This is a genomic window from Escherichia sp. WS568 (genome assembly GCF_046486085.1).
GTDB classification, from domain to species: domain Bacteria; phylum Pseudomonadota; class Gammaproteobacteria; order Enterobacterales; family Enterobacteriaceae; genus Escherichia; species Escherichia coli.
Window position 1 is genome coordinate 73,805 of sequence record NZ_JBJQMC010000010.1, and the last position, 25,718, is coordinate 99,522.

Below are 25,718 nucleotides of genomic sequence, written 5' to 3' on the forward strand. Positions count from 1 at the left end.
TTCTCCCTGGTTCAAGAGAGAATAGTTTGATTAACGCAATAATGGACAATCCGGTGGTAATCGACAACGCAACGCCGCCGGAAGTATTTCAATATGAAAGTTTTGTCCGCTCAACGGTTCGCCATCAAGATTAAAAGTGATTTCGTGTGGGGCTTGTATATCAAACCACGACGAAGCGCCTTCGATAATATTCGGGTTATCTTCGTCAGATTTTAAGGTTGATACGAGAGCCGGAAGAATTTCATCGCCGGTAAAAATGCGCAGTTGCAGCAAGCCATCGTTAATTAACGCGTTCGGGCACAATTGCTGACCGCCACCAGCCTGACGCCCGTTACCAATACCAATGACCAGGGCGTCACCTTGCCAGTGAAAGTTTTCACCGCGGATTTCACAACGGTCCGGTTGCAGAGTATCCATGCGCATTAAGCCATGAATGATGTAAGAGACGCCACCCAGCGCGGCTTTTAATTTTTCCGGCGTTTCTGTGGTAATACGCGTCCCAAATCCGCCTGTCGCCATATTAATAAAACAGGTTTGTTTGTTGACCTGCGCCATATCTATCGCAATGGCGTTACCGGCAATTGCCAGTTTCAGCGCCTTATCCAGTGCCTCAGGAATCCCTACACTGGTGGCAAAATCATTGGCGGTTCCTAATGGCAAAATTCCCAGCGCGGGTATGTCATCCCCCTCACACTGAATCAACGCCGTAGAAACTTCATTAATGGTGCCATCGCCACCACCGGCAATCACCGTTGCGACGCCCAACTTCCGGGCCTCCTCTACATATCGTGCGGCATCGCCTTTCTCCCAGGTGACCCGCACATGGATCGTCATTCCTTCCTCACGCAACAGCATAATTGCTTCGCGCAGGGGTAGATTGTCAGTACTTTTGCCATTAAGAATCAGTAAGCTGGCGGGAAATTCTGCCATGATCGTATGTGCCTTTATGATTGGTCTGTAGATAGTGTAGAGCAGAAAAGAAAAGGTGGAGTCAGAACAGGATGAAAGTCGGAGGATAAAAAGTCAGTTCAGGTATGGGGATTCAGTGCTTACCACCAGGAGCTTGCAATGGGGACAGTGAATGTTAACGGTAGCCACCGATAAATTTCAAAAAAGAACATATACCTAATATTCAACTGAACAGTGGCATCTTCAATATACTATTAAAAATATATTACCCCCCCATGGGGTTTCCCGGAAGGGCATCCGTGTCTGTAATTCCTACTTATGTAGGAAATGTTGTACAGAACATTTATTATAATCCTATTCAATTATAATAATCATGCCATTATTATATTTAAACACCAGAGCGTGTCGTTGGTATTTAATGGGGGAAGGTAAGATGAAAAAGATAGCTGCTATATCATTAGTTAGTGTTTTTCTTATGTCTGGTTGTGCTGTACATAATGATGAAACAAGTATCGGTAAATTTGGCCTTGCATATAAAAGTAATATTCAGCGTAAACTCGATAACCAATACTACACCGAAGCCGAAGCTTCTTTAGCCAGGGGTAGAATATCTGGTGCAGAAAATATAGTAAAAAATGATGCAGTTCATTTCTGTGTTACACAGGGCAAAAAAATGCAGATAGTTAAATTGAAGACAGAAGGTGCAGGATTACATGGCGTCGCTCGTCTGACATTCAAATGTGGAGAGTGAGAATATTTTTTGGTAAGCGTCAAACATGCGCGTTCTGGCTGTGCGTAACCGGAACCTGTGCGAGCACGATGCCAATAAGTGAAAGGCATCGTGCTATGAAGGGAGATTCTATCGATGTGGTCAATGGAAGACGGTTACCAGAGATAGGGCTTAAGCATAAAAAATAAGCCCGTGTAAGGGAGATTTAGGGTGTCACCAGTAGGGGCTTTCAACGGTACAATGCGGGTTTGAGCGGCATAAATTACCACTGAAAGCCCTTAAACGTTACTCTACTGTGGACACTGTGTGGACACTCTCGGCCTCAGTACCACCTCTTAGCGGATTAAGAGAAATGGCGTCCTGAAGGTACTCTGGCGCAAAATGAGCGTAAACCATAGTTTGCTCAATCCGCGTGTGACCTAGTATCCGTTGTAGCGTGATAATACTTCCTCCATTAATCATGAAATGAGTGGCAAAGCTGTGCCTTAGTGCATGTGTGGCTTGCCCCATTGGCAAATCCGGTTTTATTGCTTTCATTGTTCGTCTGAAGCGAGGGTAATCAGCATCAGGGAATAAAAAACCTCGTTTGTTATCCGCGATCATTTTGGCAACAGCCTCTGAGATCGGGACGGTGCGTGGTTTGTTTGTTTTCGTTTTAACAAACGTGACGCGGTTATGGATGATATTTTCTGCTTTCAAACGAGCTGCTTCTCCCCAACGTGCTCCAGTACTCAGGCAAAGAATCGCAATCTTTTTGTTGTCGCCGTCAAGAGCAGCAAGCAGTAAGGCAATTTCTTCCTGCGTGAGATAGCCTGTGTCTGGTTTTTCCTCCTTAAGCCTTTTTGTCCCTCTGATAGGGTGCTCACCAAAGAATAACTCCGCTTCAATCAGGGCTGTAAACATGCCGCTAATACATGTTAAATCACGATTGATACTCGAAGGTTTAATACCCTGACTTCTTCGGGTGGCGCAGTACTGGCTGATAAGCGATTTCGTAATTTGAAATGCGCATGGGTCATTCGTTATTTTTGTGAAGATTTCAATTTTTCCAAGATTAGATTTCCCATGCTCTTCGTGTTTACCCTTTAAATCCCACCAGATCTGTGTCAGCTCCGACAGACGTCGCTTGTCTGTTGGTTTTGATAGCCATTCTTTATTGTGGTGGTTGTACAACGTGTATTTCTCGAAAGCGACAGCTTCGCTTTTCTTATCAAACTTCCTACGGATGCGTTTTCCATTACGTCCAGTAGGGCGGATGTCCACTTCATATCGACCATCATCGAGTTTTTTGATTGCCATCAGAAAACCCTCCGAGTGGTGTGTTTTTTTGCGACTACTAATCGCTTTTTTCGTGGTGGCTGAAATTTAGCCACCAATAGTAGGCACTTGTGATGAATATATTCACGATGAATTGTTAACCAGTCTTTTGACCGGAGTGGGGCGACGTTGTTTCGTTTTGCCCAAAGTGTGCGAGAGCGGGCGCAATTTGCCCGGACTCAGGAGCGATCTGATTGGTCATGAACCATAAAGTGTATTTGGTGAATTGTGGGGTCTGCAGGATGTTCATCATGACATCTGTTGGAGGTGTTGAACGACCACTTTCATAGTAACTCAGCGTGCCATACGGAACCCCTGTTAAATCAGCAAGTTGTTGTCTGCTCAAATACTCTGATTTTCGCATTAAGACTATCTTCTCGCTTATCGTGTTTGACATGGTGTTTAGATCTCAATAGTATTTAGTTTAGATGTAGATTGTTTAGTGCTTGGATGTGGGCACTAAAAGGCATTATAAGACATTAAACGCAATTCATGAGGGCTAGAGGACGACATGAGCAAGCAAGTAACACTCATGACTGATGCGATTCCTTATCAGGAGTTCGCAAAACTAATAGGAAAATCGACAGGAGCGGTTCGTCGGATGATCGATAAAGGAAAGCTGCCTGTAATTGATATGACCGATCCACAATCAGCTTCAGGTCGTGCAGGTGAATATTGGGTATACCTTCCGGCATGGAATAACGGACTAAAACTGGCTTATGAAAGCCGACCTAAAGAGATTCGTGACGGCTGGTTGATGTGGTTAGGTCTCGGTGAACCACGTTAAGGAGAACCGTATGAATGAGCCTCGTTGTATTGCTCAGTTACTGCGTAACGAAAGCCCCAGGGCGATTGACTTCACCATCACCCACGGTAAGGGGCGTAAGGGAATCATTATCCGCACCAAAAAACAGAGTCCGTTAAAAAAGGCTCTGACCTTTCTGAAAAGCCGGAGGGTCTGGAAATGACAGTGATGACGCTCAATCTCGTTGAAAAACAGCCAGCAGCTATGCGCCGGATAATTGGTAAGTATCTTGCCGTTCCTCGCTGGCAGGATACATGTGATTATTATAATCAGATGATGGAGCGCGAACGGCTAACAGTTTGCTTTCATGCGCAGTTAAAACAGCGTCACGCAACGATGCGTTTTGAAGAAATGAACGACGTCGAACGTGAACGACTGGTATGTGCAATTGATGAATTGCGTGGGGCATTCTCAAAACGTCGTCAGGTCGGTGCAAGTGAGTATGCATATATTAGTTTTTTAACAGTCAGTCAGCGTCGTACTTTATTTATGCATGCCGGATTGACTGAAAAAGAATTTAACCAGCCATACTGGCGAATTAATGAAGAGTCATGTTACTGGCGTGATGCTTTATTCCGTGCATTACGTGAATTATTCAGCCTGTTTGAGTATGCACCGACAATTCTGACGTCGGTAAAACCAGAGCAATATCTGCATTAAGTAATTAACCAGAGTTTTTAACGCACTTAATCGTGCGGGGCTTCTTTTTGCCTGGAGAAAGTTATGCATACAGTTTCTGAAAATCAGTGCGGTAAATACGCATTACTGCTGCAACAGGCCAGAACCGAAGCACAGGCCGACGCTGCGACGCGCTTTTCTTCTCATCTTGATGCCATGATTCGCCACATCACAAAGGCGGAGTTATCCCGCGTGGAGATAGTCGAGCTGCTCAGTCAGGAGTCGGAAAAATTTCACAATATCGGATTGTCTCGCGGGGAGGTGCTTTGATGTCCTGTTCTCGTTCAGTTGTATTACTGAATAACGCCTTAAAAATCGCCGTTATGAAAAATGGCGATTTGTCTCTTATTCAACTTGGTCTTGATAAAGAAAAACGCGAAATAACTGAGTCTGTTATCGCGATTTATCAGAACGAATTAAACCTCCTGTCTGATGTGGTCAATTTGCTTGTTAAACGCGCTGTGTTTCACAAGCAAATCTCCTCCGTGGATGAACTGACGAAATTAACGACAGAAATCGCCAGCTATTGCGCTGATGAATTTAAAAACCTTAACGACAAAAGGAACTGGTAATGCCGGACAACGTAGATTTTATTCAGGCACAACAGGCTGAATTACTGGAGCGCCAGATTAACGCGGCAAGGGTAAAACATTGCGGTGCTTCTGCGATGGTTTGCGAAGAGTGTGACGCGCCAATACCTGCTGCCCGTCGTGCGGCTTATCCGTCAGCCACGCGTTGTGTTTCCTGTCAGTCAGTTTTTGAAGCAAAAAACAAACATTACCGGAGAACGGCATGAGTATTCGTATTGAAATTGGCGAACGTTATGTCGTTACCAGTGACAGCTTTCAGTTTATTCTCCACGAGAAAAAGAGAGCTGAAAGCGGTAAAAACGCCGGTCAGGAATGGCTGGCGGTGGTTGGTTATTACCCGAAATTAAGCCAGCTCGTTTCCGGCCTGATGCATCACGATATTCTGACCGGAAGCGCAAAGTCTTTTGCTGATTTAAACGCGCAGGTTGAGCAACTCAGCAAGCGTTGTTCAGAGGCTTTTGGCTCATATGGCCGTTAAAGCCTCCGGGCGTTTTGTCCCTCCGTCAGCATTTGCCGCAGGCACCGGTAAGACGTTTACCGGTGCTTATGCATGGAACGCGCCACGCGAGGCCGTCGGGCGCGAAAGACCCCTTACACGTGACGAGATGCGTCAGGTGCAAGGTGTTTTATCCACGATTAACCGCCTGCCTTACTTTTTGCGCTCGCTGTTTACTTCACGCTATGACTACATCCGGCGCAATAAAAGCCCGGTGCACGGGTTTTATTTCCTCACATCCACTTTTCAGCGTCGTTTATGGCCGCGCATTGAGCGTGTGAATCAGCGCCATGAAATGAACACCGACGCGTCGTTGCTGTTTCTGGCAGAGCGTGATCACTATGCGCGCCTGCCGGGAATGAATGACAAGGAGCTGAAAAAGTTTGCCGCCCGTATCTCATCGCAGCTTTTCATGATGTATGAGGAACTCAGCGATGCCTGGGTGGATGCGCATGGCGAAAAAGAATCACTGTTTACGGATGAGGCTCAGGATCACCTGTATGGTCATGTTGCTGGCGCTGCACGAGCTTTCAATATTTCCCCTCTCTACTGGAAAAAATACCGTAAAAGACAGATGACCACGAGGCAGGCATATTCTGCCATTGCCCGTCTGTTTAACGATGAGTGGTGGACTCATCAGCTTAAAGGCCAGCGTATGCGCTGGCATGAAGCGTTACTGATAGCTGTCGGGGAGGTCAATAAAGACCGTTCTCCTTATGCCAGTAAACACGCCATTCGTGATGTGCGTGCGCGCCGCCAGGCAAATCTGGAATTTCTTAAATCGTGTGACCTTGAAAACAGGGAAACCGGCGAGCGCATCGACCTTATCAGTAAGGTGATGGGCAGTATTTCTAATCCTGAAATTCGCCGGATGGAGCTGATGAACACCATTGCCGGTATTGAGCGTTACGCCGCTGCAGAGGGTGATGTGGGGATGTTTATCACGCTGACCGCGCCGTCAAAGTATCACCCGACACGTCAGGTAGGAAAAGGCGAAAGTAAAACCGTGCAGCTTAATCACGGCTGGAACGATGAGGCATTTAATCCAAAGGATGCGCAGCGTTATCTCTGCCGTATCTGGAGCCTGATGCGCACGGCATTCAAGGATAATGATTTACAGGTCTACGGTTTGCGTGTCGTCGAGCCACACCACGACGGAACGCCGCACTGGCATATGATGCTTTTTTGTAATTCACGCCAGCGTAACCAGATTATCGAAATCATGCGTCGCTATGCGCTCAAAGAGGATGGCGACGAAAGAGGAGCCGCGCGAAACCGTTTTCAGGCAAAACACCTTAACCGGGGCGGTGCTGCGGGATATATCGCGAAATACATTTCAAAAAACATCGACGGCTATGCACTGGATGGTCAGCTCGATAACGACACCGGCAGGCCGCTGAAAGACACTGCAGCGGCTGTTACCGCATGGGCGTCAACGTGGCGCATCCCGCAATTTAAAACGGTTGGCCTGCCGACAATGGGGGCTTACCGTGAACTACGCAAATTGCCGCGCGGCGTCAGCATTGCTGATGAGTTTGACGAGCGCGTCGAGGCTGCACGCGCCGCCGCAGACAGTGGTGATTTTGCGTTGTATATCAGCGCGCAGGGTGGGGCAAATGTCCCGCGCGATTGTCAGACTGTCAGAGTCGCCCGTAGCCCGTCGGATGAAGTTAACGAGTACGAGGAAGAAGTCGAGAGAGTGGTCGGCATTTACGCGCCGCATCTCGGCGCGCGTCATATTCATATCACCAGAACGACGGACTGGCGCATTGTGCCGAAAGTTCCGGTCGTTGAGCCTTTGACTTTAAAAAGCGGCATCGCCGCGCCTCGGAGTCCTGTCAATAACTGTGGAAAGCTCACCGGTGGTGATACTTCGTTACCGGCTCCCACACCTTCTGAACACGCCGCAGCAGTGCTTAATCTGGTTGATGACGGTGTTATCGAATGGAGTGACCCGGAGGTTGTGAGGGCGCTCAGAGGTGCATTAAAATGCGGACTGAGAACACCAAATCGTCAGCAAAGAAACGGAAGTCCGTTAAAACCGCATGAAATAGCGCCATCAGCCAGGCTGACCAGGTCGGAGCGATTGCAAATTACCCGTATTCGCGTTGATCTTGCTCAGAACGGTATCAGACCTCAGCGATGGGAGCTTGAGTCGCTGGCGCGTGGGGCAACCGTAAATTATGACGGGAAAAAATTCACGTATCCGGTCGCTGATGAGTGGCCGGGATATTCAACTATAACAGAGTGGAATCAATTTGATGACGGGTAATCGAATGGAATGATCCGGCGGTCGTGAGGGCGCTCAGAGGTGCATTAAAACACGGTCTGAGAATACCAAATCGTCAGCAAAGAAACGGAAGTCCGTTAAAACCGCTTGCATTTGTGCCATCGCGAGGCTGATCAAATCAGGTTTGTGATAAATTACTAGTATTTATATAGACCTCGCTCAGTATGGCATCACACAGAAGTAATGTAAGCGTGGGGGGCGTGGTGTACCATTGATATACGACGGTCGAAAATTTACATAGCCGATTTCCTGTGATTGGTTTTCGTTATGCACTCTTTTCTGAAGAGATTAACTACTGATAGACTCAGGTTGGATGTCAGAATCGCTATAGATTTCTTGCTATATATGTATTTTTCAATGAAAATGATCTCTGATTTAAACTGTAGTAAGGTGATTGGTATGGATGGTTTATGGGAAAAAATATCGTCATATAATATATTTAATAATCTTTTTCCAGGTGCTCTTTTTATTTATCTTCTTGAGAGAATGACGAATATCGTTTTATCTGGCGATGATTTAATAAAAAATGTTGTCCTCTATTATTTTGTTGGCTTAGTCATTGGCCGGATTGGTTCTATCGTATTGGAACCTTTTTTAAAACTATCGCGTTTGATTAAGTTTGCTCCTTATAAAGATTATGTGTCAGCATGTGGTGTGGATGGAAAAATTGAAACTTTGCAAGAGATTGCGAATATGTATAGGACGATATTTTCAATGTCAATTATTCTTTTGGCGACATTGTGCGTTGTAGGACGGTTTACTGGCGAGACATATGGCTTATCTAAAATAACGTTGGCGGTTTTTGCTATTTTGTTTGTTGTCTCATATATTAAACAAATAAGATACATAATATATAGAGTAAATGCTGTTAATAATAAGCTGCCGTAAGGCAGCTTTTGAATTATTCTTCGGTTCTATAGTTACTAATGTATGATCGTGGAGTGGCTGTTTTCCATCCTGCCCTTTCAGGAGCATTATAAAAATGGTACTTACCAAGCCCCTCGGTGGCGATAACTTTCGCTCCTCGTCGAGTAAAGGCATTAATTACAGCTTGATGGGGATGTTTATCTGAACCTGGGGCACATGATACAAATGCGGTTATCTCCCTTTTTTCGCCTTCATTTACAATGTTACCAACAAGTTTATCGAGAACATCAGGGCCTACATTTCTCCGGCTACCATGATGAGGTACTTGAATGAATCTTAATGATTCTTTATTAATGTATTGGGAGGCTTGATCTAAGGCTGTTATACCAGCATCGCCAGTGAACACTAACGTTCTTCCATCAATCTCAAGTTTCAAAATGACACTTGAGTTATTTTGTGCCGAGGTGGTATCTTCATTATCAATACCTTCATCAGTAAACCATTCAGCAACGTAATCAATAAATTTCTTCGTTTTTTCAACTACAGACTCAAAGACTGCTTTTAGTACTTCAAATCCAGCTGTATCCTCAGCTTTTTTGGGCATTCTTGCGAAATCAGGTATTAGAGTCTCATAGTAAGATTGGGTTGGCCCGATAACAACCAGAGTAGCATTATCCCAGGTCATTCCTTGAAAAGGCTCTTTTATTTCAATTCCTTTTTTTTCCGCTAATTTGACAGCGTCATAAGCTTTTTGTAAGTTTTCTTTCATTCGATTTGCAATACTGGCATCAGTTATCCTGCCATCTGCAAACTCACTTGCGAGACCTTGATTATGTTCCCAAGGCTTATGAATCCAAAACTCTTTTACTTCTGCATTTTCTAGAACAGATGTAAGTCCACCGACGTGGTCACCATCGGGGTGTGTGGAGATAAGCAAGTCAATAGTTTTTGTGCGGTAGTATTTTTCAATATGCTCAATGACTTGTTCTCCGGTGCTGGCATATCCTGCATCAATAACGACAACTTTTTGTTCATCTCTTGAACCATGTAGGTTTCCCCATCTGATGCAGATCGCATCGCCGCTTTTTTTTTCGCCAACAGCTAGAAAATCAATTTCGTAACCCATTCCATATCCTTATTAAACTGTGAATTAACATGAATCCAAGATGTTAAATCATATGGATAATAACGCAACTTTTCCGCAGTAAACACTGTGAGCGGATTTAATCTCGTCAGAACTAAAAGCAAGTAGTGTGACGAGGGACAATGAGTCTCTTTGGGGCGTTGGCTATGATACTGACGCAACCAGATTAACGCCGTGAGTCAGCAGATTTGTAATCACACCGGCAATGACCCCAGGAGTCCCATCTTTCACCGCACTGATCACTTTATCCCCCATCGTTTCATTTCCACCAAGCACCTCGGGTTTTTTGTTAAGAACTGTGAGCGCTTTTTCAGTAAGTCGAACATCGTAAAAATACGACTGATGGTCTGTGTTGTACTGAATGTACCCGTTTTCACAGAGAAAATTGAATGTACCTTCAACCACACTACGCAACTGATTTAACGCTTTCATTTCTGGTGAGTTAAGTTGGTCAAAGTAGTCATCAGGTAGCGCGGCGTTAAATTTGTCGTAGTTAATCACCTGTGGTACGGGAAAATTTTCCCATAGTACTGCAAAGATTTCCGCCGTTTGTTGGTTAAATAAATCGAGATTTTTCGACATGCAAAATTCCATTTCTTTTGATAATGAGTGGGTTAAACGCTGGACGAGGCAGATTACCACTCTGGCACAAAACAATGATCTTAGTTCACGCGAAGTTGACATATATACCGATAAGCTGGTTGCGCAGGCAACTAGCGTAGAACTCGCTCAGGTCATCAAGATGCTATTGAATTATATTCGAATGAACAAATAAAATGATCTGTATCAATCTGTTAGGTGTCGTTTGTAAAAATGTGTGGACACGATTGTTCTGCTAATTGTTGTCAACATGTGCGTCAACAGTGAGATTGGTGCATTGCGCGGCCAGTGACAACTTTAAAAATTGGCCAAAACCGGCACTATGAATGCCGGTTTTTTTGTGTTTTTTTCTGCGATACTCCTATTTTTAGCAGTGCATGCAATATGTGCGTGGTTTTGCATGTGCCTAAGTTGCATGTTCTGGCTGTGCACCGTCAGGACGGACGCCCCTCAAAAGTGGTAATGCACCTGCATTAAAACCGACCTATGAAGCGGGCGGGCGAGGCGGGGAAAGCACTGCGCGCTGACGGTGGTGCTGATTGTATTTTTTCAGCGTCTCAGCGCGTCGTGACGGCGCTTAGTCTGCCCGTTGAGGCGTTGTGTGTCTGCGGGGTGTTTTGTGCGGTGGTGAGCGTGTGAGGGGGGATGACGGGGTGTAAAAAAGCCGCCCGCAGGCGGCGATGTTCAGCCGTTGTCAGTGTCCAGTGAGTAGTTTTTAAAGCGGATGACCTCCTGACCGAGCCAGCCGTTTATTTCCCGAATTCTGTCCTGTAACGGGATAAGCTCATTGCGGACAAAGACCTTTGCCACTTTCTCAATATCTCCCAGTGACCCGACGTTCTCCGGCTTGCCGCCCATCAACTGAAAGGGGATACGGTGCGCGTCCAGCAGGTCAGCGGCGCTGGCTTTTTTGATATTAAAAAAATCGTCCTTCGTTGCCACTTCACTGAGCGGGATAATTTTAATGCCGTCGGCTTTCCCCTGCGGGGCATAGAGAAACAGGTTTTTAAAGTTGTTGCGGCCTTTCGACTTCACCATGTTTTCGCGAAGCGTTTCGATATCGTTGCGATCCTGCACGGCATCGGTGACGTACATGATGTATCCGGCATGTGCGCCGTTTTCGTAATACTTGCGGCGGAACAGCGTGGCCGACTCATTCAGCCAGGCAGAATTAAGGGCGCTGAGATATTCCGGCAGGCCGTACAGCTCCTGATTAATATCCGGCTCCAGCAGGTGAAACACGGAGCCGGGCGCGAAGGCTGTCGGCTCGTTGAAGGACGGCACCCACCAGTAAACATCCTCCTCCACGCCACGACGGGTATATTTGGCCGGTGAGGTTTCCAGTCTGATGACCTTACCGGTGGTGCTGTAACGCTTTTCCAGAAACGCATTACCGAACACCAGAAAATCCAGCACAAAGCGGCTGAAATCCTGTTGCGAAAGCCACGGATGCGGGATAAATGTCGAGGCCAGAATATTGCGTTTAACGTAAATCGGTGAGCTGTGATGCACGGCAGCACGCAGGCTTTTTGCCAGACCGGTAAAGCTGACCGGCGGCTCATACCATCTGCCGTTACTGATGCACTCGACGTAATCCAGAATGTCACGGCGGTCGAGTACCGGCACCGGCTCACCAAAGGTGAATGCCTCCATTTTCGGGGCGCTGGCGGTCATTGTTTTTGCCGCAGGTTGCGGTGTTTTCCCTTTTTTCTTGCTCATCATTAAAACTCCAGAATGGTGGATGTCAGCGGGGTGCTGATACCGGCGGTGAGTGGCTCATTTAACAGGGCGTGCATGGTCGCCCAGGCGAGGTCGGCGTGGCTGGCTTCCTCGCTGCGGCTGGCCTCATAGGTGGCGCTGCGTCCGCTGCTGGTCATGGTCTTGCGGATAGCCATAAACGAGCTGGTGATGTCGGTGGCGCTGACGTCATATTCCAGACAGCCACGGCGGATAACGTCTTTTGCCTTGAGCACCATTGCGGTTTTCATTTCCGGCGTGTAGCGGATATCGCGCGCGGCGGGATAGAACGAGCGCACGAGCTGGAACACGCCGACACCGAGGCCGGTGGCATCAATTCCGATGTATTCGACGTTGTATTTTTCGGTGAGTTTGCGGATGGATTCAGCCTGAGTGGCAAAGTCCATGCCTTTCCACTGGTGACGCTCAAGTATTCTGAATTTGCCACCGGCCACCACCGGCGGTGCCAGTACCACGCATCCGGCGCTGTCGCCACGGTGTGACGGGTCGTAACCAATCCATACCGGTCGGGAGCCGAACGGATTTGCGGCAAACGGCGCATAGTCTTCCCATTCTTCCAGCGTGTCGACCATGCAGCGTTGCAGCTCCTCGAACGGGAATACCGACGCCTTGTCGTCAACAAATTCACACATGAACAGGTTTTTAAAATCGTCGGCGCTGTTTTCGCGTTTAAGCTGCTCAATGTCGAACAATGTGCAGCCACCTTTCAGGGCGTCCTCAATGGTGACAATCTGCCGCCACTGGCCGTCCGCACAGAGAAGACCTCCGGCAAGGGCGTTATGACTGACGTCGATTTCCACGCGTTCGGCGGCGCTGGCGCGTCCCCGGTTAAACAGTTCACCGGACCAGAACGGATAGGCGTCGTGCGCCAGCGTGGACGGGGTGGAGAAATAGGTCGAGCGCAGGTGACTCTGTGAGGCCATACCTGATGCCACCTTACGCAGTACCTGAAAATTCGGGATCCAGAAAATCTCGTCGACGTACAGGTCGCCGTTATGGCTCTGTGCGGTGTTGGAGTTGGTGCCGAGAAAAATCAGTTTTGCGCCGTTATTGCCCAGGACAATCGGGTCACCGGTCAGGTCAACGTCAACCAGCCGGGCAAAGGCGATGATGTATTCACGGAACACATACGCCTGCGTTTTACTGGCCGACAGAAAAATCTGGTTATGACCGGTTTTCAGGGCGCGCAGCAGTGCCTCGCGGGAAAAATAAAACGTCGCGCCAATCTGGCGGGATTTCAGGATATCGCGGATGCGGTGCTCAAGCCCGGCGCGATACCAGTGCAACTGATAGTCGAAAGACTGCTCAAAGAAAATCTGCTCCAGCTTTTCGATGGCCTCGTCACTGAAAAAATTTTTTTTCGGTTTGCGCCACCCGCCTTTGTTGCGGTTAGCGACGTTCGGATTAAGGTCTGCCTCGTTGCCGGTCTGGCTGTAACGATTTACCCGTGCCAGTCGTTCAATCTGGCGTCCCAGCAGGTCAATTTCCTTGAAGTCACCGCCGGTTTTCTGCGGTTTGATGATGAGCTGGGTCAGCCGCGCTTCCAGGCTCATTTCGACACGGCTGATGGGGGCAACGCTGTCCCAGCCGTCGCGCTGTTTCCAGCTCTGCACCGTCGGGCGTTTCATCTGCAACATGGCGGCAATCTGCGGCACGGAAAACCCCTGCCAGTACAGCAGCGCCGCCTGACGACGCGGGTCGTGTAAAAGAGTGGTGTCTGTGGTGATGGTCATGAATACCTCGCCGTGATGAATACACGGCAAGGCTACTGAGTCGCGCCCCGCGATTCGCTAAGGTGCTGTTGTGTCAGTGATAAGCCATCCGGGACTGATGGCGGAGGATGCGCATCGTCGGGAAACTGATGCCGACATGTGACTCCTCTAATCACTATTCAGGACTCCTGACAATGGCAAAAAAAGTCTCAAAATTCTTTCGTATCGGCGTTGAGGGTGACACCTGTGACGGGCGTGTCATCAGTGCGCAGGATATTCAGGAAATGGCCGAAACCTTTGACCCGCGTGTCTATGGTTGCCGCATTAACCTGGAACATCTGCGCGGCATCCTGCCTGACGGTATTTTTAAGCGTTATGGCGATGTGGCCGAACTGAAGGCCGAAAAGATTGACGATGATTCGGCGCTGAAAGGCAAATGGGCGCTGTTTGCGAAAATCACCCCGACCGATGACCTTATCGCGATGAACAAGGCTGCGCAGAAGGTCTACACCTCAATGGAAATTCAGCCGAACTTTGCCAACACCGGCAAATGTTATCTGGTGGGTCTGGCCGTCACCGATGACCCGGCAAGCCTCGGCACGGAATACCTGGAATTCTGCCGCACGGCAAAACACAACCCTCTGAACCGCTTCAAATTAAGCCCTGAAAACCTGATTTCAGTGGCAACGCCTGTTGAGCTGGAATTTGAAGACCTGCCTGAAACCGTGTTCACCGCCCTGACCGAAAAGGTGAAATCCATTTTTGGCCGCAAACAGGCCAGCGATGACGCCCGTCTGAATGACGTGCATGAAGCGGTGACCGCTGTTGCTGAACATGTGCAGGAAAAACTGAGCACCACTGAGCAGCGCCTCGCTGAGATGGAAAACGCCTTTTCCGCACTTAAGCAGGATGTGACTGACAGGGCGGATGAAACCAGCCAGGCATTCACCCGCCTGAAAAACAGTCTCGACCACACCGAAAGTCTGACCCAGCAGCGCCGCAGCAAGGCCACCGGCGGTGGCGGTGACGCCCTGATGACGAACTGCTGACCGGCGTCAGTCAGTCCGGGAAAACCTTCACGATTAACCCTTAATTTCAGGAAAAACTATGCGCCAGGAAACCCGCTTTAAATTTAATGCCTACCTGTCCCGTGTTGCCGAACTGAACGGCATCGACGCCGGTGATGTGTCGAAAAAATTCACCGTTGAACCGTCGGTCACCCAGACCCTGATGAACACCATGCAGGAGTCCTCTGACTTTCTGACCCGCATCAACATTGTGCCGGTCAGCGAAATGAAAGGGGAAAAAATTGGTATTGGTGTCACCGGCTCCATTGCCAGCACCACCGACACCGCCGGTGGCACCGAGCGTCAGCCGAAGGACTTCTCGAAGCTGGCGTCAAACAAGTACGAATGCGACCAGATTAATTTCGATTTTTATATCCGCTACAAAACGCTGGACCTGTGGGCGCGTTATCAGGATTTCCAGCTCCGTGTCCGTAACGCCATTATCAAACGCCAGTCCCTTGATTTCATCATGGCCGGTTTTAACGGCGTGAGGCGTGCCGAAACCTCTGACCGCAGCAGCAATCCGATGCTGCAGGATGTGGCGGTCGGCTGGCTGCAGAAATACCGCAATGAAGCCCCGGCGCGCGTGATGAGCAAGGTCACTGACGAGGAAGGTCACACGACCTCTGAGGTCATCCGCGTGGGTAAGGGCGGTGATTATGCCAGCCTCGATGCACTGGTGATGGATGCGACCAACAACCTGATTGAGCCGTGGTATCAGGAAGACCCTGACCTTGTGGTGATTGTGGGGCGTCAGCTACTGGCGGACAAGTATTTCCCCATCGTTAACAAGGAGCAGGACAACAGCGAGATGCTGGCCGCTGACGTCATCATCAGCCAGAAACGCATCGGCAACCTGCCGGCGGTACGCGTCCCGTACTTCCCGGCGGATGCGATGCTCATCACGAAGCTGGAAAACCTGTCCATCTACTACATGGATGACAGCCATCGCCGCGTGATTGAGGAAAACCCGAAACTCGACCGCGTGGAGAACTACGAGTCAATGAATATTGATTACGTGGTGGAAGACTACGCCGCCGGTTGTCTGGTGGAAAAAATTAAGGTCGGTGATTTCTCCACACTGGCTAAAGCGACCGCAGAGCCGGGAGCGTAACCGATGACGAGTCCCGCACAGCGCCACATGATGCGGGTCTCGGCAGCGATGACCGCGCAGCGGGAAGCCGCCCCGCTGCGACATGCAACTGTCTATGAGCAGATGCTGGTTAAGCTCGCCGCAGACCAGCGCACACTGAAAGCGATTTATTCAAAAGAGCTGAAGGCCGCGAAAAAACGCGAACTGCTGCCGTTCTGGTTGCCGTGGGTGAACGGCGTGCTGGAGCAGGGCAAAGGTGCACAGGATGACATTCTGATGACAGTCATGCTGTGGCGTCTGGATACCGGCGATATTGCCGGTGCGCTGGAGATTGCCCGTTATGCCCTGAAGTACGGTCTGACCATGCCGGGTAAACACCGCCGCACCCCGCCGTACATGTTCACCGAGGAGGTGGCGCTCGCGGCCATGCGCGCTCACGCTGCCGGTGAGTCTGTGGATCCCCGCCTGCTGACGGACACCCTTGAACTGACCGCCACGGCTGACATGCCTGATGAAGTGCGCGCAAAGCTGCACAAAATCACCGGTCTGTTTCTGCGTGACGCTGGTGATGCCGCAGGGGCGCTGGCACACCTGCAACGTGCGACACAGCTCGACTGTCAGGCAGGCGTCAAAAAAGAGATTGAACGACTGGAGCGGGAGCTGAAACCGAAGCCGGAGCCACAACTCAAAGCGGCCACCCGCGCCCCGCGTAAGACCCGGAGCGTGACACCGGCAAAACGTGGACGCCCGAAAAAGAAAGCCAGTTAACAACCGAATGCGCCCCGCGCCAGGGCGACACGCCGGTCAGTGTGGGTGAATCACCTGACACTGCACCGGCGTCCACCGCCCTACTTTTCAGAGGTAGTCATGATGACGCTGATTATTCCGCGAAAGGAGGCTCCCGTGTCCGGTGAGGGTACGGTGGTCATCCCGCAACCGGCAGGCGACGAGCCGGTGATTAAAAACACGTTCTTTTTTCCCGATATCGACCCGAAGCGCGTCCGGGAACGTATGCGCCTTGAGCAGACCGTCGCCCCCGCCCGTCTGCGTGAGGCCATCAAGTCAGGCATGGCGGAGACGAATGCGGAGCTGTACGAGTACCGCGAACAGAAAATTGCCGCCGGTTTTACGCGTCTGGCGGACGTCCCGGCGGACGACATCGACGGTGAAAGCATCAGGGTTTTTTACTACGAGCGCGCCGTGTGTGCGATGGCGACCGCATCGCTTTATGAGCGTTATCGCGGCGTGGATGCCAGTGCGAAAGGCGACAAGAAGGCCGACAGCATTGACAGCACCATTGATGAGCTGTGGCGGGATATGCGCTGGGCGGTGGCGCGTATCCAGGACAAGCCGCGCTGCATCGTGAGTCAAATCTGATGAAGACCTTTGCGCTACAGGGCGACACGCTCGACGCCATTTGTGTCCGGTATTACGGGCGCACTGAGGGCGTGGTTGAGACCGTGCTCGCCGCAAATCCGGGACTGGCTGAACTGGGCGCGGTGCTGCCACACGGCACCGCCGTCGAACTGCCCGACGTTCAGACCGCGCCCGTGGCTGAAACTGTCAATCTGTGGGAGTAACGCATGACAGCAGAAGAAAAAAGCGTCCTGTCGCTTTTCATGATTGGGGTGCTGATTGTTGTCGGCAAGGTGCTTGCCGGTGGTGAACCCATCACCCCGCGTCTGTTTATCGGGCGCATGTTGCTCGGTGGTTTTGTCTCGATGGTTGCCGGTGTTGTTCTGGTGCAGTTTCCTGACCTGTCACTGCCTGCAGTGTGCGGCATCGGCTCCATGCTGGGTATCGCCGGTTATCAGGTGATTGAGATTGCCATTCAGCGCCGCTTTAAGGGCAGGGGGAAACCGTAATGCCGGTAATTAACACGCATCAGAATATCGCCGCCTTTCTCGACATGCTGGCGGTATCCGAAGGGACGGCGAATCATCCGCTGACGAAAAACCGTGGCTATGACGTGATAGTCACCGGACTGGACGGGAAGCCGGAAATTTTCACCGACTACAGTGACCACCCGTTCGCGCATGGCCGACCGGCGAAGGTGTTTAACCGTCGCGGTGAAAAATCCACGGCCTCCGGTCGCTATCAGCAGCTTTACCTGTTCTGGCCGCATTACCGCAAACAGCTTGCCCTGCCGGATTTCAGTCCGTTGTCACAGGACAGACTCGCCATTCAGTTGATCCGCGAACGCGGTGCGCTGGATGACATCCGGGCGGGACGCATTGAGCGCGCCATTTCACGCTGTCGCAATATCTGGGCGTCCCTGCCGGGTGCCGGTTACGGTCAGCGTGAGCATTCACTGGAAAAACTGGTCACCGTCTGGCGTACCGCTGGCGGCGTACCGGCTTAAACGGAGTAAACACCATGAAGAAATTATCCCTTTCACTGATGCTGAACGTGTCGCTGGCGCTGATGCTGGCACTGTCCCTGATTTACCCGCAGAGCGTGGCCGTCAGTTTTGTCGCCGCCTGGGCGATTCTGGCGACGGTTATCTGTGTGGTTGCCGGTGGTGTCGGCGTGTATGCCACTGAGTATGTGCTGGAACGCTACGGGCGGGAGCTGCCGCCGGAATCGCTGGCCGTGAAGATTGTCACGTCGCTGTTTTTGCAGCCGGTGCCGTGGCGCAGACGGGCGGCGGCTCTGGTTGTGATGGTGGCGACATTTATCTCGCTGGTCGCTGCCGGGTGGATTTTTACCGCGCTGATTTATCTCGTAGCGTCGCTGTTTTTCCGGCTGATACGCACGGCCTGCCGTCAGCGTCTTGAGGGGCGGGAATTATGTCAAAGCTGATGATTGTGCTGGTCGTGTTGTTATCGCTGGCGGTGGCGGGTCTGTTTCTGGCGAAGCATAAAAACGCCAGCCTGCGCACCTTACTGGACAGGGCAAACAACGTAGCCAGCGAGCAACAGGCGACCATCACCATGCTGAAAAATCAGCTTCATGTTGCGCTCACCAGGGCAGACAAAAACGAGCTGGCGCAGGTGGCACTGCGTCAGGAGCTGGAGAACGCTGCGAAGCGTGAAGCACAGCGCGAGAAAACCATCACGAGGTTACTTAATGAAAACGAGGATTTTCGCCGCTGGTACGGTGCTGACCTGCCTGATGCTGTGCGCCGGTTGCACCAGCGCCCCGCCTGCACCGACGCCAGTGATTGTCCACAACGACTGCCCGAAAGTGAGTCTTTGCCCGATGCCGGGCAGTGACCCGGAGACGAACGGCGATTTAAGTGCCGATATCCGGCAGCTTGAGAACGCGCTGGCACGCTGTGCCAGCCAGGTAAAAATGATTAAACACTGTCAGGACGAAAACGATGCTCAAACCCGACAGCCTGCGCAGGGCGCTGACTGATGCCGTCACGGTGCTGAAAACCAGTCCCGAGATGCTGCGGATATTTGTGGATAGCGGGAGTATTGCCTCCACGCTGGCGACGTCGCTGTCATTCGAAAAGCGTTACACGCTCAATGTGATTGTGACCGACTTTACCGGTGATTTTAACCTGCTCATCGTGCCGGTGCTGGCGTGGCTGCGGGAAAATCAGCCCGACATCATGACCACCGACGAAGGCCTGAAAAAGGGCTTCACGTTTTATGCAGACATCAACAATGACAGCAGCTTTGATATCAGCATCAGCCTGATGCTGACCGAGCGCACGCTGGTCAGTGAGGTGGACGGCGCGCTGCATGTGAAGAATATCCCGGAACCCACGCCGCCGGAGCCGGTCACCCGCCCGATGGAGCTTTATATCAATGGCGAACTGGTGAGTAAGTGGGATGAATGAGTTTAAGCGTTTTGAAGACCGGCTGACCGGACTGATTGAATCGCTGTCACCGTCAGGGCGTCGGCGACTGAGCGCCGAACTGGCGAAACGTCTGCGGCAGAGTCAGCAGCGTCGGGTGATGGCACAGAAAGCCCCGGACGGCACACCCTACGCGCCACGCCAGCAGCAGAGCGCCAGAAAAAAGACTGGTCGTGTTAAGCGAAAAATGTTTGCGAAACTTATCACCAGTCGTTTTTTGCATATCCGCGCCAGCCCGGAACAGGCATCAATGGAGTTTTACGGCGGGAAGTCACCGAAAATCGCCAGTGTGCATCAGTTCGGTCTGTCGGAAGAAAACCGGAAAGACGGTAAGAAAATTGATTATCCGGCGCGTCCCCTGCTCGGCTTTACCGGTGAGGATGTGCAGATGATTGAAGAGATTATTCTGGCGCACCTCGACTGTTAGTTGTGCCATTCCCGACACCTCATCGTCACATTGCCGCCGGTATGACCCGGCGGCATCCTTCCCGTTATGAACACTCTCGCAAATATTCAGGAACTCGCGCGCGCACTGCGCAACATGATCCGCACCGGCATTATCGTCGAAACCGACCTTAACGCCGGTCGCTGCCGTGTGCAGACCGGCGGCATGTGCACCGACTGGCTTCAGTGGCTGACCCATCGCGCCGGTCGTTCGCGCACATGGTGGGCACCTTCCGTGGGGGAACAGGTGCTGATTCTGGCCGTGGGCGGTGAACTCGACACGGCATTCGTTCTGCCGGGGATTTATTCCGACGATAACCCCGCGCCGTCTGCGTCGGCGGATGCCCTGCATATCCGTTTCCCTGACGGGGCGGTGATTGAGTATGAACCCGAAACCAGTGCACTTACGGTAAGCGGAATTAAAACGGCCAGCGTGACGGCTTCTGATTCTGTTACTGCCACGGTGCCGGTGGTCATGGTGAAAGCATCAACCCGCGTCACCCTGGACACACCGGAGGTGGTCTGCACCAACAGGCTGATTACCGGCACGCTGGAAGTGCAGAAGGGCGGGACGATGCGCGGCAACATTGAACACACCGGCGGTGAACTCTCATCAAACGGTAAGGTACTGCATACCCATAAACACCCCGGCGACAGTGGCGGCACAACCGGGAGTCCTCTATGACAGCGCGTTATCTTGGAATGAATCGCAGTGATGGCCTGACTGTCACTGACCTTGAGCATATCAGCCAGAGTATCGGCGATATCCTGCGCACGCCGGTCGGCTCACGGGTGATGCGTCGTGATTACGGCTCGTTGCTGGCGTCAATGATTGACCAGCCGCAGACTCCGGCGCTTGAGTTGCAGATTAAGGTCGCCTGTTACATGGCGATGCTGAAATGGGAACCCCGCGTCACCCTGTCATCCGTCACCACTGAGCGCAGTTTTGACGGGCGAATGACTGTCACTTTGACCGGCCAGCACAACGACACCGGCCAGCCACTTTCGTTAACCATCCCTGTGAGTTGAAACCATGCCGATTATCGACCTGAACCAGCTACCCGCACCGGATGTGGTCGAGGAGCTGGACTTTGAAACCATTCTTGCCGAACGCAAGGCGACACTGATTTCCCTTTACCCGGAAGACCAGCAGGAGGCGGTTGCCCGTACCCTGACGCTGGAATCCGAGCCTCTCGTCAAACTGCTGGAGGAAAATGCTTATCGTGAGCTTATCTGGCGTCAGCGTGTGAATGAGGCCGCACGGGCGGTGATGCTGGCCTGTGCCGCCGGTAATGACCTTGATGTGATTGGTGCCAATTACAACACCACGCGCCTGACTATCACCCCGGCAGATGATTCGACTATCCCGCCGACACCGGCAGTGATGGAGTCTGACACCGATTATCGTCTGCGTATTCAGCAGGCGTTTGAGGGCTTAAGCGTCGCCGGGTCGGTGGGAGCCTATCAGTATCATGGTCGCAGTGCCGACGGGCGTGTCGCGGATATCTCGGTCACCAGTCCGTCTCCGGCCTGCGTCACCATCTCTGTGCTGTCACGTGAAAATAACGGTGTGGCATCCGAAGACCTGCTGGCCGTGGTGCGTAACGCCCTTAATGGCGAGGACGTCAGGCCGGTGGCCGACCGCGTGACCGTGCAGTCTGCCACCATTGTTGAATACCAGATAAACGCCACGCTTTACCTTTACCCTGGTCCCGAAAGCGAACCCATCCGCGCTGCTGCCGTGAAAAAACTGGAAGCGTACATCACGGCGCAGCACCGGCTGGGGCGCGACATCCGTCTGTCTGCCATTTATGCCGCTTTGCATGTGGAAGGCGTGCAGCGTGTCGAGCTGGCCGCACCACTGGCCGACATTGTGCTCAACAGTACGCAGGCGTCTTTCTGTACCGAATACCGCGTCGTGACCGGAGGCTCGGATGAGTGATTCGCGCCTGCTGCCGACCGGCTCATCGCCGCTTGAAATTGCTGCCGCAAAAGCCTGTGCGGAAATTGAAAAAACGCCGGTCAGTATTCGTGAGCTGTGGAACCCGGATGCCTGTCCGGCAAATCTGCTGCCGTGGCTGGCGTGGGCGTTTTCGGTCGACAGGTGGGATGAAAAGTGGCCGGAAGCAACAAAACGCGCCGTTATCCGCGATGCGTATTTCATTCACTGCCATAAGGGCACTATAGGCGCAATCCGGCGTGTGGTGGAGCCGCTCGGCTATCTCATCAACGTGACGGAGTGGTGGGAAAACAGTGACCCGCCCGGCACCTTCCGGCTTGATATTGGTGTACTGGAAAGTGGCATCACAGAGGCAATGTATCAGGAAATGGAACGGCTTATTGCTGATGCCAAACCTGCAAGTCGTCATCTTATTGGCCTGAACATTACCCGGGACATTCCCGGCTACCTGTTCGCCGGTGGTGTGGCTTACGACGGCGATGTAATTACGGTTTACCCCGGATAAGTGAGGAATAATGAGCACAAAATTCAAAACCGTTATCACCACTGCCGGTGCAGCAAAGCTGGCAGCGGCAACCGCACCGGGAGGGCGGAAGGTCAACATTACCACGATGGCCGTCGGGGATGGCGGTGGTAAATTGCCTGTCCCGGATGCCGGACAGACCGGGCTTATCCACGAAGTCTGGCGGCATGCGCTGAACAAAATCAGCCAGGACAAACGAAACAGTAATTATATTATCGCAGAGCTGGTTATTCCGCCGGAGGTGGGCGGTTTCTGGATGCGTGAGCTTGGCCTGTACGATGATGCTGGAACGTTAATTGCCGTGGCGAACATGGCCGAAAGTTATAAGCCAGCTCTTGCCGAAGGCTCAGGGCGTTCGCAGACCTGCCGCATGGTCATCATCGTCAGCAGTGTGGCCTCAGTGGCGCTGACCATTGACACCACAACGGTGATGGCGACGCAGGATTACGTTGATGACAAAATTGCAGAGCACGAACAGTCACGACGTCACCCGGACGCCTCGCTGACCGCAAAAGGTTTTACTCAGTTAAGCAGTGCGACCAACAGCACGTCTGAAACACTGGCCGCAACGCCGAAAGCGGTAAAGGCTGCTTATGATCTTGCTAACGGGAAATATACCGCGCAGGATGCCACCACAGCGCGAAAAGGCCTTGTCCAGCTCAGTAGCGCCACCAACAGCACGTCTGAAACGCTCGCCGCAACGCCGAAAGCGGTAAAGGCAGCATATGACCTTGCTAACGGGAAATACACTGCACAGGACGCCACCACAGCGCGAAAAGGTCTTGTCCAGCTCAGTAGCGCCACCAACAGCGATTCTGAAACGCTGGCCGCAACGCCAAAGGCGGTTAAGACAGCGTATGACCTTGCTAACGGGAAATACACTGCACAGGATGCCACCACGGCGCGGAAAGGTCTTGTCCAGCTCAGTAGCGCCACCAACAGTGATTCTGAAACGCAGGCTGCAACGCCAAAGGCGGTGAAGTCTGCCTATGACAATGCTGAAAAACGTCTTCAGAAAGATCAGAATGGTGCGGATATTCCGGGAAAGGATACCTTCACGAAAAATATCGGTGCCTGTCGTGCTTATAGCGGTGCTTTGAGCACTGAAGCCGGAAACTGGACAACCGCTCAGTTTATTGAATGGCTGGATTCCCGTGGTGCATTTAATCATCCGTACTGGATGTGCAAAGGCTCCTGGTCATATGCAAATAACAAAATCATTACGGATACCGGATGTGGTGATATCCACCTGGCTGGTTGTGTCGTCGAGGTCATGGGAACTAAATCTGCAATCACTATCCGAGTGACCACGCCGACAACATCAAGCGGTGGCGGTACAACCAGCGCACAATTCACTTACATTAATCATGGGGACGGCTACTCCCCCGGCTGGCGTCGTGACTGGAATCGTCAGGGCGACGCAATGACCGGAACGATTAATCAGGACGGTGGAAGCCAGAATGCCTATATGTCTACGGCCTTATGTTCAGGCACAAGAGGCGGCAAAAAATATCTCAGAAAGTTTCGTGGTGGAGAAGGAGACACTATCTGGCATGAAACAGTACAGGGCGGGGTAGTTCGTTGGGCGACTGGTAATACTGATGCTCAGGAAGAATTATCACTCAGCTCCGCTTATGGTCTCCGTTCAAGAGGTGAGATTACATCACTCAGTGCTAATGGTCTGCGCATTGCTTATGGCAATTATGGTTTCTTTATCAGGAATGATGGCGGCAGCACATATTTAATGCTGACGGCCTCTGGCGATAAATTTGGGACATGGAACGGCTTAAGACCGCTGACTATCAATAACGCCAATGGCGGAGTGTCAATGGGGCATGGCCTGAGTGTTACAGGTGATATTGTCTCAAGTACCAAAGTACGTGCCGGTAGCGGGAAAAAGTTCACGGTCAGCAGCAGCAATACATCCACGAAGGAAGCCGCATTCAATTTGTGGGGAAACTCAAGTCGTCCTGTGGTGGCTGAATTAGGTGATGATGCAGGCTGGCATTTTTACAGTCAGAGAAATACAGATAACAGCATCACTTTTGCTGTTAACGGGCAGGTATCACCATCTAACTATAGTAATTTTGATTCCCGTTATGTACGCGATATCCGGCTTGGGACTCGAGTTGTCCAGACCATGAAGAAAGGGGTGATGTATGAGAAAGCAGGGCACGTAATTACCGGGCTTGGTATTATCGGTGAAGTCGATGGTGATGACCCCGCAGTATTCAGACCAATACAAAAATACATCAATGGCACATGGTATAACGTCGCACAGGTGTAATTTATGCAGCATTTAAAAAATATTACTGCGGGTAATCCAAAAACTGTTGCCCAATATCAACTGACAAAAAATTTTGATGTTATCTGGTTATGGTCCGAAGAGGGAAAAAACTGGTATGAGGAAGTAAGTAATTTTCAGGCAGACACGATAAAGATTGTTTACGACGAGAATAATATAATTGTCGGCATCACCAGAGATGCTTCAACGCTTAACCCTGAAGGTTTTAGCGTTGTCGAGGTTCCTGATATTACCGCCAACCGACGTGCTGATGACTCAGGGAAATGGATGTTTAAGGATGGTGCCGTGATTAAGCGGATTTATACGGCAGACGAACAGCAACAACAGGCAGAATCACAAAAGGCCGCGTTACTTTCCGAAGCGGAAAGCGTTATTCAGCCACTGGAGCGCGCTGTCAGGCTGAACATGGCAACAGATGAGGAGCGTAGCCGACTGGAAGCATGGGAACGCTACAGTGTTCTGGTCAGCCGTGTGGATCCTGCAAATCCTGAATGGCCGGAAATGCCGCAATAAGTGATATGATCTCTTGTGTTAGTTAACATAGCTATAGTACAGAGTAAGGCCTAATCTGACAGTCCGCTCTGTGCTAGGAGCGGACATTATCAACATCATGCTATGTTAA

35 protein-coding genes are annotated in these 25,718 nt (G+C 51.2%); 28 read left to right on the forward strand and 7 right to left on the reverse strand.

Features of this window, described 5'->3' with window-relative positions; genetic code table 11:
- Positions 1 to 30: 30 nt before the first annotated feature.
- Positions 31 to 930, reverse strand: a complete 900-nt coding sequence (gene yegS / locus ACJHWR_RS13130; RefSeq protein ID WP_000807362.1) for a lipid kinase YegS — start codon at positions 928 to 930, stop codon at positions 31 to 33.
- Between the two features lie 412 nt (positions 931 to 1,342).
- Here yegS and ACJHWR_RS13135 point away from each other — a divergent pair, with 412 nt between their 5' ends.
- Complete coding sequence (locus ACJHWR_RS13135) at positions 1,343 to 1,660, forward strand: hypothetical protein (protein ID WP_001529307.1); 318 nt, start codon at positions 1,343 to 1,345, stop codon at positions 1,658 to 1,660.
- Between the two features lie 264 nt (positions 1,661 to 1,924).
- Here ACJHWR_RS13135 and ACJHWR_RS13140 read toward each other — a convergent pair whose 3' ends face one another.
- Positions 1,925 to 2,938: a site-specific integrase gene (locus ACJHWR_RS13140; RefSeq protein WP_000985256.1), complete on the reverse strand. Its 1,014-nt coding sequence runs from the start codon at positions 2,936 to 2,938 to the stop codon at positions 1,925 to 1,927.
- Positions 2,939 to 3,053: 115 nt separating this feature from the next.
- Positions 3,054 to 3,353, reverse strand: coding sequence for a helix-turn-helix domain-containing protein (locus ACJHWR_RS13145; RefSeq protein WP_001306384.1), 300 nt, complete (start codon positions 3,351 to 3,353; stop codon positions 3,054 to 3,056).
- A gap of 114 nt (positions 3,354 to 3,467) precedes the next feature.
- Here ACJHWR_RS13145 and ACJHWR_RS13150 point away from each other — a divergent pair, with 114 nt between their 5' ends.
- From ACJHWR_RS13150 to ACJHWR_RS13190, 9 genes are all read left to right on the forward strand, one after another.
- Positions 3,468 to 3,743, forward strand: a complete 276-nt coding sequence (locus ACJHWR_RS13150) for a regulatory phage cox family protein (RefSeq protein WP_000043869.1) — start codon at positions 3,468 to 3,470, stop codon at positions 3,741 to 3,743.
- A gap of 10 nt (positions 3,744 to 3,753) precedes the next feature.
- Positions 3,754 to 3,924, forward strand: coding sequence for a hypothetical protein (locus ACJHWR_RS13155; RefSeq protein WP_001005162.1), 171 nt, complete (start codon positions 3,754 to 3,756; stop codon positions 3,922 to 3,924).
- Complete coding sequence (locus ACJHWR_RS13160) at positions 3,921 to 4,421, forward strand: replication protein B (protein ID WP_097768294.1); 501 nt, start codon at positions 3,921 to 3,923, stop codon at positions 4,419 to 4,421. Before ACJHWR_RS13155 ends, ACJHWR_RS13160 begins: the two co-directional genes overlap by 4 nt.
- Positions 4,422 to 4,484: 63 nt before the next feature.
- Positions 4,485 to 4,709, forward strand: a complete 225-nt coding sequence (locus ACJHWR_RS13165) for a DUF2732 family protein (RefSeq protein ID WP_000557703.1) — start codon at positions 4,485 to 4,487, stop codon at positions 4,707 to 4,709.
- On the forward strand, positions 4,709 to 5,011 hold the full coding sequence (locus ACJHWR_RS13170) for a DUF5405 family protein (RefSeq protein WP_001277958.1): 303 nt from the start codon (positions 4,709 to 4,711) through the stop codon (positions 5,009 to 5,011). The genes ACJHWR_RS13165 and ACJHWR_RS13170 overlap by 1 nt, the downstream gene beginning before the upstream one ends.
- Positions 5,011 to 5,235, forward strand: coding sequence for a TraR/DksA C4-type zinc finger protein (locus ACJHWR_RS13175; protein ID WP_001113258.1), 225 nt, complete (start codon positions 5,011 to 5,013; stop codon positions 5,233 to 5,235). Before ACJHWR_RS13170 ends, ACJHWR_RS13175 begins: the two co-directional genes overlap by 1 nt.
- Positions 5,232 to 5,507 (forward strand): DUF5405 family protein, encoded by a 276-nt coding sequence (locus ACJHWR_RS13180; RefSeq protein WP_000027664.1) that lies wholly within the window; start codon positions 5,232 to 5,234, stop codon positions 5,505 to 5,507. Before ACJHWR_RS13175 ends, ACJHWR_RS13180 begins: the two co-directional genes overlap by 4 nt.
- A complete protein-coding gene (locus ACJHWR_RS13185; RefSeq protein WP_407241184.1) occupies positions 5,497 to 7,797 on the forward strand; it encodes a replication endonuclease in 2,301 nt (766 codons plus the stop codon). The genes ACJHWR_RS13180 and ACJHWR_RS13185 overlap by 11 nt, the downstream gene beginning before the upstream one ends.
- Positions 7,798 to 8,214: 417 nt before the next feature.
- On the forward strand, positions 8,215 to 8,703 hold the full coding sequence (locus ACJHWR_RS13190) for a hypothetical protein (RefSeq protein WP_021561351.1): 489 nt from the start codon (positions 8,215 to 8,217) through the stop codon (positions 8,701 to 8,703).
- Between the two features lie 13 nt (positions 8,704 to 8,716).
- Here the strand turns inward: ACJHWR_RS13190 and ACJHWR_RS13195 are convergent, their stop codons facing one another.
- From ACJHWR_RS13195 to ACJHWR_RS13210, 4 genes are all read right to left on the reverse strand, one after another.
- Entirely contained in the window at positions 8,717 to 9,808 is a 1,092-nt protein-coding gene (locus tag ACJHWR_RS13195) for a ComEC/Rec2 family competence protein (protein WP_021561350.1), read from the reverse strand.
- 162 nt (positions 9,809 to 9,970) lie between these two features.
- Entirely contained in the window at positions 9,971 to 10,408 is a 438-nt protein-coding gene (locus tag ACJHWR_RS13200; protein ID WP_001752367.1) for a hypothetical protein, read from the reverse strand.
- Positions 10,409 to 11,110: 702 nt separating this feature from the next.
- Complete coding sequence (locus tag ACJHWR_RS13205) at positions 11,111 to 12,145, reverse strand: phage portal protein (protein ID WP_047603079.1); 1,035 nt, start codon at positions 12,143 to 12,145, stop codon at positions 11,111 to 11,113.
- Between the two features lie 2 nt (positions 12,146 to 12,147).
- Positions 12,148 to 13,917 carry a terminase ATPase subunit family protein gene (locus tag ACJHWR_RS13210; protein WP_410226701.1) on the reverse strand — a complete coding sequence of 590 codons (1,770 nt, stop codon included), beginning with the start codon at positions 13,915 to 13,917 and terminating at the stop codon, positions 12,148 to 12,150.
- A gap of 173 nt (positions 13,918 to 14,090) precedes the next feature.
- On the opposite strand from ACJHWR_RS13210, the gene ACJHWR_RS13215 reads away from it, so the two are divergent.
- The 18 genes from ACJHWR_RS13215 to ACJHWR_RS13300 all read left to right on the forward strand — a co-directional run bounded on the left by ACJHWR_RS13215 (position 14,091) and on the right by ACJHWR_RS13300 (position 25,609).
- Positions 14,091 to 14,945 carry a GPO family capsid scaffolding protein gene (locus ACJHWR_RS13215; protein ID WP_047603076.1) on the forward strand — a complete coding sequence of 285 codons (855 nt, stop codon included), beginning with the start codon at positions 14,091 to 14,093 and terminating at the stop codon, positions 14,943 to 14,945.
- Positions 14,946 to 15,003: 58 nt separating this feature from the next.
- Complete coding sequence (locus ACJHWR_RS13220; protein WP_001391285.1) at positions 15,004 to 16,077, forward strand: phage major capsid protein, P2 family; 1,074 nt, start codon at positions 15,004 to 15,006, stop codon at positions 16,075 to 16,077.
- Between the two features lie 3 nt (positions 16,078 to 16,080).
- Entirely contained in the window at positions 16,081 to 16,824 is a 744-nt protein-coding gene (locus ACJHWR_RS13225; protein ID WP_047603074.1) for a terminase endonuclease subunit, read from the forward strand.
- A gap of 99 nt (positions 16,825 to 16,923) precedes the next feature.
- The gene (locus ACJHWR_RS13230; RefSeq protein WP_000988639.1) at positions 16,924 to 17,433 is read left to right on the forward strand and encodes a head completion/stabilization protein; all 510 of its coding nucleotides are present in this window, start codon (positions 16,924 to 16,926) and stop codon (positions 17,431 to 17,433) included.
- Entirely contained in the window at positions 17,433 to 17,636 is a 204-nt protein-coding gene (locus ACJHWR_RS13235) for a tail protein X (protein ID WP_000846409.1), read from the forward strand. The genes ACJHWR_RS13230 and ACJHWR_RS13235 overlap by 1 nt, the downstream gene beginning before the upstream one ends.
- A gap of 3 nt (positions 17,637 to 17,639) precedes the next feature.
- Positions 17,640 to 17,921 (forward strand): phage holin family protein, encoded by a 282-nt coding sequence (locus ACJHWR_RS13240; RefSeq protein WP_000123123.1) that lies wholly within the window; start codon positions 17,640 to 17,642, stop codon positions 17,919 to 17,921.
- Positions 17,921 to 18,418, forward strand: coding sequence for a glycoside hydrolase family 104 protein (locus tag ACJHWR_RS13245; protein WP_001144101.1), 498 nt, complete (start codon positions 17,921 to 17,923; stop codon positions 18,416 to 18,418). Before ACJHWR_RS13240 ends, ACJHWR_RS13245 begins: the two co-directional genes overlap by 1 nt.
- 14 nt (positions 18,419 to 18,432) lie before the next feature.
- Entirely contained in the window at positions 18,433 to 18,858 is a 426-nt protein-coding gene (locus ACJHWR_RS13250; RefSeq protein ID WP_000736595.1) for a DNZ54_00345 family protein, read from the forward strand.
- Positions 18,846 to 19,271, forward strand: a complete 426-nt coding sequence (gene lysB, locus ACJHWR_RS13255; RefSeq protein WP_047603069.1) for an Rz-like lysis system protein LysB — start codon at positions 18,846 to 18,848, stop codon at positions 19,269 to 19,271. Before ACJHWR_RS13250 ends, lysB begins: the two co-directional genes overlap by 13 nt.
- Positions 19,171 to 19,416 (forward strand): Rz1-like lysis system protein LysC, encoded by a 246-nt coding sequence (gene lysC / locus ACJHWR_RS13260; protein ID WP_234248334.1) that lies wholly within the window; start codon positions 19,171 to 19,173, stop codon positions 19,414 to 19,416. Before lysB ends, lysC begins: the two co-directional genes overlap by 101 nt.
- Entirely contained in the window at positions 19,379 to 19,846 is a 468-nt protein-coding gene (locus ACJHWR_RS13265) for a phage tail protein (protein WP_047603067.1), read from the forward strand. Before lysC ends, ACJHWR_RS13265 begins: the two co-directional genes overlap by 38 nt.
- Complete coding sequence (locus ACJHWR_RS13270; RefSeq protein ID WP_047603065.1) at positions 19,839 to 20,291, forward strand: phage virion morphogenesis protein; 453 nt, start codon at positions 19,839 to 19,841, stop codon at positions 20,289 to 20,291. The genes ACJHWR_RS13265 and ACJHWR_RS13270 overlap by 8 nt, the downstream gene beginning before the upstream one ends.
- A 66-nt stretch (positions 20,292 to 20,357) precedes the next feature.
- Complete coding sequence (locus ACJHWR_RS13275; RefSeq protein WP_047603064.1) at positions 20,358 to 20,993, forward strand: phage baseplate assembly protein V; 636 nt, start codon at positions 20,358 to 20,360, stop codon at positions 20,991 to 20,993.
- A complete protein-coding gene (locus ACJHWR_RS13280) occupies positions 20,990 to 21,337 on the forward strand; it encodes a GPW/gp25 family protein (protein ID WP_047603062.1) in 348 nt (115 codons plus the stop codon). Before ACJHWR_RS13275 ends, ACJHWR_RS13280 begins: the two co-directional genes overlap by 4 nt.
- 4 nt (positions 21,338 to 21,341) lie before the next feature.
- On the forward strand, positions 21,342 to 22,250 hold the full coding sequence (locus tag ACJHWR_RS13285) for a baseplate assembly protein (RefSeq protein ID WP_033550114.1): 909 nt from the start codon (positions 21,342 to 21,344) through the stop codon (positions 22,248 to 22,250).
- Positions 22,243 to 22,773, forward strand: a complete 531-nt coding sequence (locus ACJHWR_RS13290; RefSeq protein WP_042032705.1) for a phage tail protein I — start codon at positions 22,243 to 22,245, stop codon at positions 22,771 to 22,773. Before ACJHWR_RS13285 ends, ACJHWR_RS13290 begins: the two co-directional genes overlap by 8 nt.
- A gap of 10 nt (positions 22,774 to 22,783) precedes the next feature.
- Entirely contained in the window at positions 22,784 to 25,078 is a 2,295-nt protein-coding gene (locus ACJHWR_RS13295; protein WP_047603056.1) for a tail fiber protein, read from the forward strand.
- Positions 25,079 to 25,081: 3 nt separating this feature from the next.
- Positions 25,082 to 25,609 carry a tail fiber assembly protein gene (locus ACJHWR_RS13300; RefSeq protein WP_001461858.1) on the forward strand — a complete coding sequence of 176 codons (528 nt, stop codon included), beginning with the start codon at positions 25,082 to 25,084 and terminating at the stop codon, positions 25,607 to 25,609.
- The last annotated feature ends 109 nt before the right edge of the window (positions 25,610 to 25,718 follow it).

Excerpts from the sequence above, each read along its gene's own strand:
- yegS (WP_000807362.1), bottom strand. The coding sequence starts at position 930 with ATGGCAGAATTTCCCGCCAGCTTACTGATTCTTAATGGCAAAAGTACT.
- ACJHWR_RS13135 (WP_001529307.1), top strand. The coding sequence starts at position 1,343 with ATGAAAAAGATAGCTGCTATATCATTAGTTAGTGTTTTTCTTATGTCT.
- ACJHWR_RS13140 (WP_000985256.1), bottom strand. The coding sequence starts at position 2,938 with ATGGCAATCAAAAAACTCGATGATGGTCGATATGAAGTGGACATCCGC.
- ACJHWR_RS13145 (WP_001306384.1), bottom strand. The coding sequence starts at position 3,353 with ATGTCAAACACGATAAGCGAGAAGATAGTCTTAATGCGAAAATCAGAG.
- ACJHWR_RS13150 (WP_000043869.1), top strand. The coding sequence starts at position 3,468 with ATGAGCAAGCAAGTAACACTCATGACTGATGCGATTCCTTATCAGGAG.
- ACJHWR_RS13155 (WP_001005162.1), top strand. The coding sequence starts at position 3,754 with ATGAATGAGCCTCGTTGTATTGCTCAGTTACTGCGTAACGAAAGCCCC.
- ACJHWR_RS13160 (WP_097768294.1), top strand. The coding sequence starts at position 3,921 with ATGACAGTGATGACGCTCAATCTCGTTGAAAAACAGCCAGCAGCTATG.
- ACJHWR_RS13165 (WP_000557703.1), top strand. The coding sequence starts at position 4,485 with ATGCATACAGTTTCTGAAAATCAGTGCGGTAAATACGCATTACTGCTG.
- ACJHWR_RS13170 (WP_001277958.1), top strand. The coding sequence starts at position 4,709 with ATGTCCTGTTCTCGTTCAGTTGTATTACTGAATAACGCCTTAAAAATC.
- ACJHWR_RS13175 (WP_001113258.1), top strand. The coding sequence starts at position 5,011 with ATGCCGGACAACGTAGATTTTATTCAGGCACAACAGGCTGAATTACTG.
- ACJHWR_RS13180 (WP_000027664.1), top strand. The coding sequence starts at position 5,232 with ATGAGTATTCGTATTGAAATTGGCGAACGTTATGTCGTTACCAGTGAC.
- ACJHWR_RS13185 (WP_407241184.1), top strand. The coding sequence starts at position 5,497 with ATGGCCGTTAAAGCCTCCGGGCGTTTTGTCCCTCCGTCAGCATTTGCC.
- ACJHWR_RS13190 (WP_021561351.1), top strand. The coding sequence starts at position 8,215 with ATGGATGGTTTATGGGAAAAAATATCGTCATATAATATATTTAATAAT.
- ACJHWR_RS13195 (WP_021561350.1), bottom strand. The coding sequence starts at position 9,808 with ATGGGTTACGAAATTGATTTTCTAGCTGTTGGCGAAAAAAAAAGCGGC.
- ACJHWR_RS13200 (WP_001752367.1), bottom strand. The coding sequence starts at position 10,408 with ATGTCGAAAAATCTCGATTTATTTAACCAACAAACGGCGGAAATCTTT.
- ACJHWR_RS13205 (WP_047603079.1), bottom strand. The coding sequence starts at position 12,145 with ATGAGCAAGAAAAAAGGGAAAACACCGCAACCTGCGGCAAAAACAATG.
- ACJHWR_RS13210 (WP_410226701.1), bottom strand. The coding sequence starts at position 13,917 with ATGACCATCACCACAGACACCACTCTTTTACACGACCCGCGTCGTCAG.
- ACJHWR_RS13215 (WP_047603076.1), top strand. The coding sequence starts at position 14,091 with ATGGCAAAAAAAGTCTCAAAATTCTTTCGTATCGGCGTTGAGGGTGAC.
- ACJHWR_RS13220 (WP_001391285.1), top strand. The coding sequence starts at position 15,004 with ATGCGCCAGGAAACCCGCTTTAAATTTAATGCCTACCTGTCCCGTGTT.
- ACJHWR_RS13225 (WP_047603074.1), top strand. The coding sequence starts at position 16,081 with ATGACGAGTCCCGCACAGCGCCACATGATGCGGGTCTCGGCAGCGATG.
- ACJHWR_RS13230 (WP_000988639.1), top strand. The coding sequence starts at position 16,924 with ATGATGACGCTGATTATTCCGCGAAAGGAGGCTCCCGTGTCCGGTGAG.
- ACJHWR_RS13235 (WP_000846409.1), top strand. The coding sequence starts at position 17,433 with ATGAAGACCTTTGCGCTACAGGGCGACACGCTCGACGCCATTTGTGTC.
- ACJHWR_RS13240 (WP_000123123.1), top strand. The coding sequence starts at position 17,640 with ATGACAGCAGAAGAAAAAAGCGTCCTGTCGCTTTTCATGATTGGGGTG.
- ACJHWR_RS13245 (WP_001144101.1), top strand. The coding sequence starts at position 17,921 with ATGCCGGTAATTAACACGCATCAGAATATCGCCGCCTTTCTCGACATG.
- ACJHWR_RS13250 (WP_000736595.1), top strand. The coding sequence starts at position 18,433 with ATGAAGAAATTATCCCTTTCACTGATGCTGAACGTGTCGCTGGCGCTG.
- lysB (WP_047603069.1), top strand. The coding sequence starts at position 18,846 with ATGTCAAAGCTGATGATTGTGCTGGTCGTGTTGTTATCGCTGGCGGTG.
- lysC (WP_234248334.1), top strand. The coding sequence starts at position 19,171 with ATGCTGTGCGCCGGTTGCACCAGCGCCCCGCCTGCACCGACGCCAGTG.
- ACJHWR_RS13265 (WP_047603067.1), top strand. The coding sequence starts at position 19,379 with ATGCTCAAACCCGACAGCCTGCGCAGGGCGCTGACTGATGCCGTCACG.
- ACJHWR_RS13270 (WP_047603065.1), top strand. The coding sequence starts at position 19,839 with ATGAATGAGTTTAAGCGTTTTGAAGACCGGCTGACCGGACTGATTGAA.
- ACJHWR_RS13275 (WP_047603064.1), top strand. The coding sequence starts at position 20,358 with ATGAACACTCTCGCAAATATTCAGGAACTCGCGCGCGCACTGCGCAAC.
- ACJHWR_RS13280 (WP_047603062.1), top strand. The coding sequence starts at position 20,990 with ATGACAGCGCGTTATCTTGGAATGAATCGCAGTGATGGCCTGACTGTC.
- ACJHWR_RS13285 (WP_033550114.1), top strand. The coding sequence starts at position 21,342 with ATGCCGATTATCGACCTGAACCAGCTACCCGCACCGGATGTGGTCGAG.
- ACJHWR_RS13290 (WP_042032705.1), top strand. The coding sequence starts at position 22,243 with ATGAGTGATTCGCGCCTGCTGCCGACCGGCTCATCGCCGCTTGAAATT.
- ACJHWR_RS13295 (WP_047603056.1), top strand. The coding sequence starts at position 22,784 with ATGAGCACAAAATTCAAAACCGTTATCACCACTGCCGGTGCAGCAAAG.
- ACJHWR_RS13300 (WP_001461858.1), top strand. The coding sequence starts at position 25,082 with ATGCAGCATTTAAAAAATATTACTGCGGGTAATCCAAAAACTGTTGCC.